The 12,091-nt window shown below is 70.5% G+C and carries 12 protein-coding genes; 6 read left to right on the forward strand and 6 right to left on the reverse strand.

All coding sequences use genetic code 11. From position 1 onward, the window contains the following. Window positions 1–234 precede the first annotated feature (234 nt). Window positions 235–2,262, forward strand: coding sequence for an ATP-binding protein (locus ACIP9H_RS39880; protein ID WP_401963827.1), 2,028 nt, complete (start codon window positions 235–237; stop codon window positions 2,260–2,262). Between the two features lie 209 nt (window positions 2,263–2,471). Here the strand turns inward: ACIP9H_RS39880 and rpsR are convergent, their stop codons facing one another. The 4 genes from rpsR to rpmG are packed head-to-tail and all read right to left on the reverse strand — an operon-like array spanning window position 2,472 to window position 4,357. After that, a complete protein-coding gene (gene rpsR, locus ACIP9H_RS39885) occupies window positions 2,472–2,708 on the reverse strand; it encodes a 30S ribosomal protein S18 (RefSeq protein WP_360917775.1) in 237 nt (78 codons plus the stop codon). Window positions 2,709–2,750: 42 nt separating this feature from the next. Beyond that, a complete protein-coding gene (locus tag ACIP9H_RS39890; RefSeq protein WP_401963829.1) occupies window positions 2,751–3,917 on the reverse strand; it encodes a CobW family GTP-binding protein in 1,167 nt (388 codons plus the stop codon). After that, the gene (locus ACIP9H_RS39895) at window positions 3,914–4,171 is read right to left on the reverse strand and encodes a type B 50S ribosomal protein L31 (protein WP_360917779.1); all 258 of its coding nucleotides are present in this window, start codon (window positions 4,169–4,171) and stop codon (window positions 3,914–3,916) included. The genes ACIP9H_RS39890 and ACIP9H_RS39895 overlap by 4 nt, the downstream gene beginning before the upstream one ends. A gap of 21 nt (window positions 4,172–4,192) precedes the next feature. Beyond that, window positions 4,193–4,357 carry a 50S ribosomal protein L33 gene (gene rpmG, locus ACIP9H_RS39900; RefSeq protein ID WP_201843023.1) on the reverse strand — a complete coding sequence of 55 codons (165 nt, stop codon included), beginning with the start codon at window positions 4,355–4,357 and terminating at the stop codon, window positions 4,193–4,195. Between the two features lie 66 nt (window positions 4,358–4,423). Between rpmG and rpmB the strand changes: the two genes are divergently transcribed. From rpmB to ACIP9H_RS39915, 3 genes are all read left to right on the forward strand, one after another. Next, on the forward strand, window positions 4,424–4,660 hold the full coding sequence (gene rpmB / locus ACIP9H_RS39905; protein WP_360917781.1) for a 50S ribosomal protein L28: 237 nt from the start codon (window positions 4,424–4,426) through the stop codon (window positions 4,658–4,660). Next, window positions 4,660–4,965, forward strand: a complete 306-nt coding sequence (gene rpsN / locus ACIP9H_RS39910; protein WP_401963832.1) for a 30S ribosomal protein S14 — start codon at window positions 4,660–4,662, stop codon at window positions 4,963–4,965. Before rpmB ends, rpsN begins: the two co-directional genes overlap by 1 nt. Window positions 4,966–5,223: 258 nt before the next feature. Next, a complete protein-coding gene (locus ACIP9H_RS39915; protein WP_401592731.1) occupies window positions 5,224–6,318 on the forward strand; it encodes a barstar family protein in 1,095 nt (364 codons plus the stop codon). 267 nt (window positions 6,319–6,585) lie between these two features. Here the strand turns inward: ACIP9H_RS39915 and ligA are convergent, their stop codons facing one another. Both ligA and ACIP9H_RS39925 read right to left on the reverse strand, forming a co-directional pair. Continuing rightward, the gene (gene ligA, locus ACIP9H_RS39920; protein ID WP_401963835.1) at window positions 6,586–8,604 is read right to left on the reverse strand and encodes an NAD-dependent DNA ligase LigA; all 2,019 of its coding nucleotides are present in this window, start codon (window positions 8,602–8,604) and stop codon (window positions 6,586–6,588) included. A gap of 112 nt (window positions 8,605–8,716) precedes the next feature. Beyond that, on the reverse strand, window positions 8,717–9,688 hold the full coding sequence (locus tag ACIP9H_RS39925; RefSeq protein WP_401963837.1) for a GlxA family transcriptional regulator: 972 nt from the start codon (window positions 9,686–9,688) through the stop codon (window positions 8,717–8,719). A 238-nt stretch (window positions 9,689–9,926) separates the two neighbouring features. On the opposite strand from ACIP9H_RS39925, the gene ACIP9H_RS39930 reads away from it, so the two are divergent. Further along, window positions 9,927–10,934: a zinc-dependent alcohol dehydrogenase family protein gene (locus tag ACIP9H_RS39930; RefSeq protein WP_401592737.1), complete on the forward strand. Its 1,008-nt coding sequence runs from the start codon at window positions 9,927–9,929 to the stop codon at window positions 10,932–10,934. Between the two features lie 64 nt (window positions 10,935–10,998). Beyond that, window positions 10,999–11,928 carry an NADP-dependent oxidoreductase gene (locus ACIP9H_RS39935; RefSeq protein ID WP_401963839.1) on the forward strand — a complete coding sequence of 310 codons (930 nt, stop codon included), beginning with the start codon at window positions 10,999–11,001 and terminating at the stop codon, window positions 11,926–11,928. The last annotated feature ends 163 nt before the right edge of the window (window positions 11,929–12,091 follow it).

Raw genomic sequence — 12,091 nt, forward strand, 5'->3', positions numbered from 1 at the left:
TGCCGCTTCGGCACTCTTGATCGCGACCCCTCGGCGACTGCGCCGGGAGTCGTAACATGGGATGACGTTAAGAAGATCGGCTGTCCACTCTCCAGTCCGTCCGGTGTCCAATCACTGCTCATCGGTGCTCTTACGCCCGGGACGCGAGCCGGTGAGCCCCCGCAGGTGCGCCGGGTGCCCGAGCCATGGGAGGGGGGAGGCGTCCTGCCGTCGGAAAGGGAAAGTGTGCGGACCGTGCGCGACCGGCTGGATGCCGCCCGGCGCAGGTCGTTCGTCGGCCGGGCCGACGAACGTCACCTTTTCGCCGCGGCGCTGGCCGGTGAGGCCGGGGCCTTCTCGGTGTTCTACGTCCACGGACCAGGCGGCATCGGAAAGTCCACACTGCTGAACCGCTTCGCGGCCGATGCCCGGGGAGCCGGCCGGCCCGTGGTGGAGGTGGACGGGCGGCTCGTCGAGGCGTCGCCGCGCGCGTTCGAAAATGCCGTCGGAGAGCCGGCGGAGGGCGCGGTCCTGGTGATCGACACCTTCGAACGGTGCCAGGGCCTCGAGACGTGGCTCAGCCAGAGGTTCCTGCCGCGGCTGCCGTACGACGCGATCGTGGTGCTGGCCAGCAGGCTCCCGCCCACTCCCGGCTGGCGCGCCGACCCTGCCTGGTCGGAGACGCTGCGCGTGATCAGGCTGCGCAACCTCGACCCGGACGAGGCCGATGCCTTGATGGAGAGAAGAGGGGTGGCCGAGCACCTGCGTGCCAGAGTCCTGGGCTTCACCGGCGGCCATCCCCTCGCTCTGACGCTGGCGGCCGAGGTGGCCAGGGACGAACCCGGCTCGCTGCTGTCCCGGGACCCCGGCCGTTCCTGGGAGCCCGGGCAGGAGGTGGTCGCCTCCCTCCTCGGCCACCTGGTGGGCGAGGTGCCCTCCGACCAGCACCGCCGGGCCCTGGCGGTGTGCGCGCACGCCGAGGCCACCACCGAGGACCTTGTGCGTGCCGTGGTACCCCCCGATCAGGCGGGCCCCCTGTTCACGTGGCTGCGGGGCCTGGCGTTCACCGAGTCCGGTGCCCGCGGGGTGTATCCGCACGACGTGGCGCGCAACGCGCTGGAGGCCGATCTGCGGTGGCGCGATCCTGAAGGCTACGCGTCGATCCACCGCTCCGTCCGAGGACACCTGCTGGAGCGCGTACGGGCGTCCGCCGACGCGGAGGCGCTGCGGACGGTGCGTGAACTCCTCTTCACCTTTCGGCGCTCCCCGGTCATGGCCGCTTTCCTCCACTGGGGCGGCGCCGAGGACGTCTTCGGCGACCTTTACCGAGAGGCCGACCGGCAAGGAGTCCTGGACCTCGCCCGGCGGGCCGAGGGCGCCGAACTCGCCGCGATCGTGGATCACTGGCTGGACCGCGCCCCCGAGGCGTTCCAGGTGTGCCGCCGGACCTCCACCGGACTGCCGGTCGGCTTCTCCGCGTGGCTGCGGCTGAGCGAACCGGACGAGCACGACCGCCGTACCGATCCGGTGGTCGACGCCGCGTGGAACCACGTCGCGGACCAGGGCGGGCTGCGGCCGGGGGAGCACCTGGGCATCTCGCGGTTCTTCGTCGACCCCGAGCAGTACGAGCGATCCTCGCCCGTGATGGACCAGATGCTGTTCAGGAACGCGCAGGCATGGCTCATGGGAGAGGGGCTCGCCTGGTCGTTCTGCGTCGCGGCCCATTCCCTGCTGTGGCAGGACAACTTCGCCGGCATCCAGCACACCCTGGTTCCCGGCACCAGGCGGATCGGAGCCACGGACTTCGCCCTCTTCGCCCGCGACTGGCGCAGGACACCGCTGGAGCCCTGGCTGGATCTGCTCACGACCCAGGCGATGTCCGGCCAGGCGGTCCTCCCGGACGCCGACGAGGAGGAGTACTCGGTGCTGTCCCGGCCCGAGTTCGACGAGGCGGTGCGCGCTGCCCTCCGGACGTTGCACAGCGATGCCCTGGCCGACAATCCCCTCGTACGCAGCCATTTGGTGGCCACCGGTGACCTCGCCGACCGCACACGCGAACTGCGGGAACTGCTGACGCACACGATCCGGGCCATGGCCGCGGACCAGCGGCTCGCGAAGCTGCACCGGGTGCTCGACGCGACGTTCCTGGGCACTGCTCCGACCCAGGAACTGGCCGCACAGTCACTGGCCGTTCCCTTCACCACGTACCGCCGACACCTCACCAGGGGCACGGAGTTGCTCTGCGACCGCCTCTGGCGGCAGGAACTCGCCAAGGACGACTGACCACCGGCCGGCCATGGCATCACCTCGGGCCCCGCGCGGACGATGACGAAACAGTCCGGTTCAAGCGGGCCGGCCTGCGTGACGCCGCGTTGTGTCCCGCAGACGCGCGGAGCCGAGCCTGCTCGTGGGGACACCGCGGCGGCGGTGCCCCCACCCGCAGGACGGGCGCCTGCCGAGGCGGACGGCCGCGGGAGCCGGCGCGCGGACTTCTACCGATGCGCGTACGGCAGAAGCGCCATTTCGCGCGCGTTCTTGATCGCCCGTGCCAGCCGGCGCTGCTGCTGGGCGGTGACGCGGGTGACGCGGCGGCTGCGGATCTTGCCGCGGTCGGAGATGAACTTCCGCAACAGGTCGGTGTTCTTGTAGTCGATGTAGGTGATCCCGGCCACCTCGAGCGGGTTGGGGCGGGCCTTGACGGCCTTGTGGGGAGCGAGACGTCGAGCCATGAGGTTCCTTGTGGGTGATGCGCCGGACACGTTCGGGCGAGGTCAGTGAATGGGGTCGAGGAGAGCGTCGAACGCGGCGGGCAGGCGCCTCCAGGCTTCCGGCCCCGCACCGTACTCGGCGTCGGTCAGCAGGCAGGATTCGAGGAGCTGCACCAGCCCTTCCCGGTCCAGACCGGGTGACGTGAAGACCAGATGCTGGCAGCGGTCGCCGTGCTCGGCATCCCAGTCCAGGGCCGCGGCGGCCCTGCGCACCGGCGGGACCATCTCCCAGGCGGCGTCGGGAAGTGCGGCCAGCCAGGGCCCGGTCTCCTCGACGCACAAGGCTCCGCCCGCGGCCTCCCACGACAGGAGGGTGTCCGGCCGGTCCGCGAGCCAGAACCGCCCGCGGCTGCGGGCGGCCGCGCACGACAGATCCTCCAGGGCCTGGTAGAGGCGTTCGGAGTGAAAGGGCCGCGTTCGGTGCCACACCACCGTGGCGACGCCGTGCTCGTCCGCTTCCTGTGGGAGCAGTGCGCATGCGGGGTGCTGAGCCGCTGCTGCCGCTTCGACGTCGAAGCCCGCAAGAGCCGCGGCAGCCAGTTCCCCCGAATCGGCCGACACATGACGGGCCGTGGGATGGAGCTGCGTCAGCAGTGCCGCGTCCTGGTCGTCCCGCTCGTCGGTCTCCTCGCTGTGGACGAGTGCGATGACCGGCGCGTACTCCAGCTGCCGGGCCCAGGTGTCCCCGATGGTGCGTTCGTCGGTGGGGGCCGCTTGCAGGCCGGCTTCCGCCAGATCGTCGCCGTTGGCGAGGTAGGGAAGGATCAGCGCGGGGTCGACGGCGGTGATGACACCGGTGAGTTCCATGCTCCGGCTTCCGTGCGCGCAGATCACCTCGGCCATCGCCTTGGGTTCCACGGAGTCCCACAGCTCGACGATGGCGAGCGTGGTCAGGCCGCTGCCCGTCAGGCGTTCCAGTTCCGGCAGCAGATCCTCGCGCAGGGCGCAGCAGGCGCAGTCGTTGACCAGCGGGGCAGTGCCGCTGTCCAACTCGCCGGAGGCGTCGCGCACGGTGCGCCGCACCCAGGTGTCCTGTGCCGTCGACAGGTCGTGGTGCAGCGCGACACTTCCCGGCACGGTGCGCAGCAGGCGGTCCACCACGTACCGGCGGGCATCCGCGTGCAGGCCGGCGACGATGACCACGGGCAGCCGGTTTGCCTCCTCGTTCACCGTGCTCCCTCGCGTCGGCCGTAGCGGCGCTCGAACCGTTCGACGCGCCCGGCGGTGTCCAGGACCCGTGCCGTGCCGGTGTAGAAGGGGTGGCTCGCGCTGGAGATCTCGACGTCGATGACGGGATAGGTGTTGCCGTCCTCCCACAGGACGGTCTTGTCGCTGGTCAGTGTGGAGCGGGTCAGGAACGCGAAGTCGGCGCTGCGGTCGCGGAAGACGACCGGGCCGTAGGCGGGGTGGATCGACTGCTTCATGGGATTGCCTCCTGGTGGGGGTCAGCGCTCTTCGCGGAAGTCGACGTGCCGTCCGGCCACCGGGTCGTACTTGCGCAGGACCATGCGGTCCGGGTCGTTGCGGCGGTTCTTGCGGGTCACGTAGGTGTAGCCGGTTCCTGCGGTGGAGCGGAGCTTGATGACGGGACGGAGTTCGTTGCGAGCCATGCCGCTACTATATGGGAATGGTTTTCATTAGCGAAACGCGGTTGTCCGCAGGAAGCAGGTAGTCCCTTGTCCGCCCACTGTCAGCTCACCGGCGCCAAGCCGGGCTTCGGCAACCGGATCTCCCACTCCCACCGGCGCACCTCGCGCCGCTTCAACCTCAACGTCCAGACCAAGCGCTACTGGCTCGCCAGTGAGGGACGGCACGTCCGCCTCACGCTGAGCGCCAAGGCCATCAAGACCATTGACGCGATCGGCATCGAGGCCGCCGTCGCCCGGATCCGAGCCCGAGGGGAAAAGGTCTGATGGCCAAGAAGAGCAAGATCGCCCGCAATGACCAGCGCCGGGAGACGGTGGCGCGCTACGCGGCGCGACGTGCCGAACTGAAGGAGATCATCCGGCGCCCGTCCAGCACGGCAGCCGAACGCCAGGCCGCGCAGGCGCAACTGCGCCGCCAGCCGCGCGACGCCAGCCCCACCCGCGTCCGCAACCGTGACAGCGTGGACGGCCGCCCCCGTGGCCATCTGCGCAAGTTCGGGCTCTCCCGGGTGCGGATGCGCGAACAGGCCCATGGGGGGTTCCTGCCCGGCGTGACCAAGTCCTCCTGGTAGCCGTGCCCCACGGATGACGCAGCAGGCGGCGGGCCGCGCCCCTCATGGGGCGGGGCCCGCCGTGTTCATCGGGGCGCGGGAAGCCGCACGCAAGGTCGACCCGCGTGGTGACGATGCTCGGCCGCCGGCACAGCGCGATCAAAGTCGTGCGTGGGCAGGCCCTTGAGCACGTCGGTCGTGCCGGTTCTTGAACGCGCCTGTTGCGGCATCACGACCCCCGCAGGGGAAATGCCTTCGCTGTGGCGGCCTGGTCCCGGCATGATTCGCGTCGTGCATCAGGACCAGGAGCGACGCGGGCGAAGGCGGTACACGCTGAGGGACACGAAGCACGGGCATGCCTGGGGCGTCTGTGCCGAGGTGGAAGGACTGTTCGGAGACATTCGGCGCGGGACCTACGAGCTGTTCGGCTGGGTTCCGCAACCCGGAGTCGGCCGGTGGGTGGGCGACCGGGTGTGGCTGGTGCCGGACGACAAGACGCTCGGCCCCTGGCTGCTGGAGGGCGCGGAAAGTATGGGCCGGCTTTTCGGGACAGGCAGTCTCGCAGTGACCGGGCTGGACCACTACGAAGGCCCGCCCGAGGGTCACCGGGGCCGGATTCGCGTGCACGACGGGCTCCGCTGGCTGGGCTCTTGCCGGGAACTCGCCCGTGTCCTGCCGCCGGAGCAGCCGGCGCCCCCACTCGTCCTGCGAGGGCTCGCCCCGGGCAAAGAGCTGCGGGCGGCATTGGCAAAGGGCACCCGACGGGAACTGGACTTGGAAGAGGCCGCTCTTGAGCTACGCGACGATCAGGGGGAGCCGCTCACCGAGCGCCTGCTGTGGGCGAGAGTCAGCGCCTGGCGCCCGTCCTCGTACGGGACGGATCTGATCGACGTGGAGCTCAAGGCGGAGCACGTCACGCCCGTTCCCGAATACGCCCGGCCGATCTGGGAGCGGTGGCTCGCCGGGCCGCCCGGCACTCAGGGTGCCTGGGCCGGTCTGGACAACCGCTGCCGCGGGGCCTGGCACGATCTCGTCCGAGAGCGGGCCTTCCAACGGGCCCGATGCGACCGGCCGGCCGGTCACGTCTACGAACTCGACGGACGACACGTCACCGACGAGCCGGGCTTCTACTTGGCGCTCGGCGAGGCGGTGAACGGGCCGGGCGGTTACTTCGGCGGTTGCCTGGACGCCCTCGCCGACTGCTTGCGCGGCACCTTCGGCCGCACAGCTCCCGCGACACTGCTCTGGCGTGACGCCATGACCGCACGCGAGCACATGTCCCGGACGCTGACACCGGAAGGGCAGCCCCGCGACCTGTTCCGCGAGGTCCTCGACGTCCTGCACCAGGGCGGCATGCACGTCACTCCCGCATGACTACGGCCGCGCATGACCTGCTGTTCAGCGGGGTGCGGGGATCGTCGGGAAGCGCCGGTGCTGGTGTGCTGGTAGAACGCTCCGCCCGCGGGCCGGTGTGAACAACCCGAAAACCTCCTGGCCGGGGCAGCCCCGCTCCACCGGCCGCTTCCCCGAGGCGGTGGACCCCTGGCCCGGGTGTCCGCGGGACCGCTGTCACTGCTTCAACCTCGTCTGGTGTAGGCGTCGGCCAAGACCCCGCCGTGCGAGGTCGGCATGAGGTGCCACCTACGTGAGGTAGTCGGCTATGAGGTCCGCGAACTCCAGTTCGCTGAGGACCCTGGTGCCGAGTTCTTGAGCCTTCTGGAGCTTCGACCCGGCTCCCTCGCCGGCGACCAGGATGGTCGTCTTCCGCGACACGGTGCCGGAAGAGGCACCACCGGCCTGGCTGACGAGGTCGTTCATCTCGGTTCGGTTCCGCCCCGCCAAGGGGCCGTGCATGCCGCCGGTGATCACTACGACCTCGCCGGTCAGAGGGCCGCCCTCAGCGGTGGGGACGACCGGCTCGGTCATGTTCACGCCCGCGCCGACGAGCTTGTCGACGACCAGCCCCAACGCGGCGATGTGAGCGGCGATCTTCGAGGAGTTGGCGGCGGGCAGCTTCGGCACCGCGGCGAGAGCATCCGCGTCCGCCGCGCGGATCGCGTCCATGGTGCCGAAGTACCGTGCGATCTCCCTGGAGAGGGTTCGCCCGGTGCGCACAACTCCCAGTGCACAGAACACCTTGGACAGGGGCTTGGTCTTGGCCGCTTCGATCTGGCCGAGGACCGTGTCGGCCCGCTTTTCGCTGCGGGTGGCGTCGACCAGCTGCTCGCGGCTGAGGGTGAACAGGTCGCCGATGTCGGCGACCGCGCCGCTGTCGACCAGGGCTTCGATGTAGGTGACGCCCAGGCCGTCGATGTCGAGCTGGTCGCGGCCGACGGCATATCGCAGGGCGGCGAGCAGTCCGCAGCCCCCGCCGGCGCCGCCCGCGCACTCCCACCGCTCACCGGAGCTGTCGATCTCGCCCCCGCACTTCGGGCAGGTCTCAGGCAGGACGATCGGCGTCTCCTCGCCGGTGCGGAGTTCGACCACCGGGGCTTCCACGCGCGGGATGATGTCGCCCGCCTTGAACACGCCGACCGTGTCGCCGATCATGAGGCCGCTGTCGCGGATGAACCGCGGGTTGTGCAGTGTCGCGTACTGCACGACGCTGCCGTCCACTTCGACCGGCTCCAGCACGGCGCGCGGGGCGATGACGCCGGTGCGGCCGACGTTCCATTCCACGGCCAGGAGCTTGGACCGCGACACGGTCGGGGGCAGTTTGTAGGCCGTCGCCCAGTGCGGATGGCGGGTCGCGAGTCCGGCTTTCTCCTGCTCGGCGACCGCGTTGGCCTTGATGACGACGCCGTCGATGCCGAAGGGAAGCTCCGCGCGCATGGCCGCGATCTCCTCGACGCGCTGCTGGACCTCCGCCACGGTGCCGAGCACCCGCAGACCCGCAGGCGTGGCCGCCGTGGTCTGCACGCCGGTGGCAGCGACCGCCGCCATCATCTCTGCGTGCGTGTCGCCGGCCAGTCCGACCACACCGTAGGCGTAGAACGTCGACTCGATGACGTACGGCCTGTCCTTGGCCCGCAGCGTGCCGGCCGTGCCGTTGCGGGGGTTGGAGAAGACCTTCGCCCCGTGGGCCTGCCGGATCGCGTTGGCCGCCAGGAACTGCTCGCTGGTGAGGAGGACTTCGCCGCGGACCTCGAACGTGGCGGGTGTGCTCAAGTCCCGGGGGAGACCGACGATGGAGCCGATCGCGTGCGAGATGTCCTCGCCCAAGGCTCCGTTGCCGCGGGTGACGAGCTGGACCAGGTGCCCGTCCACGTAGCGGGCGGCGATCGCGGCGCCGTCCAGCTTGGGTTCCGCGACGTACCCACCCGCCGCCGGGCCGCCGAGGCGTCGTGCGAGCGAGGCGTCCCACTTGGTGAGTTCCTCGCCGCTGAAGACGTTGTCCAACGACAACATCGGCACCGTGTGGGCGACGTCGCCCGTGGGGGCCGCGCCGCCGCCGACCTTGCCCGTGGGGGAGTCCTCCCGGACGTCGCCGGGGTGCTCCAGCTCGAAAACCCGGATACGGCCGGCCAGGGCGTCGTAGGCGGCGTCGTCGAGCGGGCTGGTCCCGTCGGCGTAGTAGGCGGCGCATGCCGCCAGGGCCTCGTCCACGGCGGAGTGATACGCGGCGCGGTCAGCGAGCGGAGCAAGGATTGCTGTCGTCATGCCTCGCATCCTTGCGCACGGGTCTGACATCGCCCTTCCACCCAGGAGCGACCCCAGTGTGCCCGGCGCCCGCGGCAGACGGAGACTAAGGACTCTGCTCGATCCGACGTGTTCACGCCTTGCTGGAGGCGGCGGCTGTCCGGAAGGTGCGGCGGTAGGCCTGAGGTGAGACTCCCAGTTCGGCATTGAGGTGCTGGCGCAGCGAGGCGGCGGTCGCGAAGCCGATCTCGTAGGCGATCTGGTCCACCGTCAGGTCCGTGGATTCCAGGAGGCTCCTGGCGTGCGCGAGGCGTTGCCTCGTCAGCCACTGGCCGGGAGGCAGGCCGGTCTCGGCGTGGAAGCGGCGTACGAAGGTCCGCGGGCTCATGTGGGCATGTCGGGCCAGTTGTTCCACGGTGAGTTTCTCCGTCAGCCGCTCCAGAGCCCATTGGCGGGTGGCCGATGTGGAATCGGCGGGATCGTCGGCGACGGGCCGGTCGATGTACTGGGCCTGCCCGCCCTCTCGGAAGGGTGCCACCACGCAGCGCCGCGCGGCCCGGTTCGCCAGTTGGGCTCCGTGGTCCGTGCGGATGAGATGGAGGCACAGGTCGACGCCGGAGGCGGCGCCCGCCGACGTGAGTACGTCGCCGTCGTCGACGAAGAGGACGTCCTCGTCGAGGTGGATCCGTGGAAACCAGTTCCGGAACTGCTCCGCGCTCTCCCAGTGGCAGGTGGCCGGACGCCCGTCGAGCAGGCCGGCTCCCGCCAGCACGAAGACTCCGCTGCAGATGGAGGCGATCCGGGCACCGGGACGGATCCGGGCGAGCGCGGCGGCGACCTCCGGGGCCGGCTCGCGGCCGATCCGGGCTGTTTCGACCGGCGTGACGATGACGGTGTGGGCTGTTTCGAGCACCTCCGGCCCGTGCTGCGGAACGACGCGGAAGCCGGCGTTGGTCTCGACCGGACCACCGTCGACGGAACAGACGACGACCTCGTACGCGTCGTCCGCCGAGCCGAGGATGCGGGCCGGGATCCCCAGCTCGAAGGGGTAGACGCCGTCCAGTGCGAGGACGGCGACCTTGTGCGGCCGCTCGGAATGACCCATGGCAGGATTCTATCGGGTAATGACATACCTGCCACTGTCGTCGGCCCTGGCGCGGAGTGCATCATGATCCACAGATGCCGATAACCGGCACTTTCACCCCTCTTGCTGCGGTTCGGCACCCATGGGTCAAGGCCCAGGTGTCCGCGGACCGACGCGACCCGACCCTTCACGCCTTCGGGACCCAGGAGCTCCGCCACGGAGCTGCCCGCCCCGCAGGCAGCCGGAAAAGGTGTGTTCCATGGCCAGGCAAGTGCAATTCGACCGCTTCGGCGGCCCCGAGGTCCTCACGGTGCGCGACATCGAGGTGGGTCCACCCGGCGCGGACGAGGTGCTCATCCAGGTGGAGGCGATCGGTCTCAACCGGGCCGAGGTGATGTTCCGCGAGGGCAGCTACTTTCTGCAGCCCGCCTTCCCCAGCACCCTCGGCTACGAGGCCGCGGGCACGGTGGAGGCCGTCGGCGAGAACGTCACCGGTCTCGCCGTGGGCGATCCGGTCGGCGTCGTACCCGCGTTCTCCATGAACGCCTACGGCACGTACGGCGACCACGTCGTCGTCCCGGCCGCCGCCGTCGTGCCGCGTCCGGCCGGCACCGACCCGGTCCGGGCAGCCGCCGTGTGGATGGCGTACATCACCGCGTACGGCGCCCTCGTCGACGAGGGCGGGCTGCGCGCCGGCGAGTATGTGCTGCTGTCCGCGGCCGCCGGCGGTGTCGGCCTGGCCGCGATCCAGACGGCCCGCCGGATCGGCGCGGTCTCCATCGCCACCACCCGCAGCGCGGGCAAGAAGCAGGCGCTGCTCGACGCGGGCGCCGACCACGTCATCGTCACCGACGAGGAGAACCTGCCGGCCCGGGTCAAGGAGATCACCGGCGGCGAAGGCGTCCGGTTGGCCTTCGACCCGATCGCGGGCCCCGGTGTCGAGACCATCGCCGAGGCCATCACCCCGGGCGGCCGACTGCTGATCTACGGCGCCATGGATCCCCGGCCCACCCCGCTGCCGAACACCGCCCACTACCCGGACCTGAGCACCGGCATGTTCACGATGTTCAGGGTCACCGCCGACCCCGAACGGCTCCGCCGCGCAGTCGCGTTCGTCAACGCGGGCCTCGCCGACGGCTCCCTTGCACCTGTCGTCGACCGCACCTTCGATCTCGCCGACATCGCCGAAGCGCACGGTTACATGGAGTCGGGCGCCCAGGTCGGGAAGATCGTCGTCACCGTCGCCCGCGACGACACCTCCGCTTGACGTCCGCCCCTCCCTGAAGGACGGGCATTCCTGGACCTACCACCAGCAGCGAAGGAGCAGAGGCATGCGCGCAATCATCCAGGACACATACGGAGGCCCTGGGGTCCTCACCGAGGGCGAACTTCCGATCCCCGAGCCGGCCGTGGGCGAGATCCGCATCCGCGTCAGGGCCGCGGGAGTCAACCCCACCGACTGGAAGCACCGCGACGGCACCATCCCCTACGATCACGGACTGCCCGCCGTCACGGGCTGGGACGTCGCCGGAGTGGTCGACAAGCTGGGCCGCGGCGTCACCCTGTACAACGAGGGCGACGAGGTCTTCGGGATGCTGCCCTATCCCCATGCCCCCGGCGGCTACGCCGAGTTCGCCACCGGGCCGGCCCGTGCCTTCGTCCACAAGCCCGCCGGCATCGACTTCACCCAGGCGGCCGCCCTGCCGCTGGCCGCCCTGACCGCCTGGCAGGCACTGAACGACACCGCCCGCGTGAGCGGCGGTCAGCGTGTGCTCATCCAGGGCGGCGCCGGCGGCGTGGGCCATCTCGCCGTGCAGATCGCCCACCACCTGGGCGCCCACGTCACAGCCACCGCTTCTGCGGACGACGCCGACTTCGTACGGTCGCTCGGCGCCGACCAGGTGGTCGACTACCGCACCACCGCCATCGGCGACGTCCTCTCCGGAGTCGACGCGGCCCTCGTCCCACTTCCCGGACGGAACCGTCTTGACGCCCTGTGCACGATCCGCCGCGGCGGGGTCCTCGTCTCCCTTCTGGGCGCCGACGACGAAGCCCTGGCGCTCGCCGACCGGCTCGGTGTCGCCTACCGCGGCCTCATGGTCCAGTCCGACCACGCCGGGATGCGGGCCATCGCTCACCTGGCCGCCAGAGGCGCACTGCGCGCCAAGGTCGGCACGACCCTGCCGCTGGCGGACGCGGCGGAGGCCCACCGGCGGGGCGAGGCCGGCGAGATCGACGGCAAGCTGGTCCTCATCCCCTGACCGGGAACACCAGACCTGGGCCGCATTTCTTCGGGGTTGTCGGAGTCCCGTGCGCGAGGTGGACTGCCCTAGGGTCCGTCTTCAAAGATCATCGGGTGGTGGATCATGGTGGGGTGATACGTCGCCATGAACTCACCGACCGGGAGTGGGAGTTGCTCGCTCC

The organism is Streptomyces sp. NPDC088732 (genome assembly GCF_044751205.1).
Lineage (GTDB): Bacteria > Actinomycetota > Actinomycetes > Streptomycetales > Streptomycetaceae > Actinacidiphila.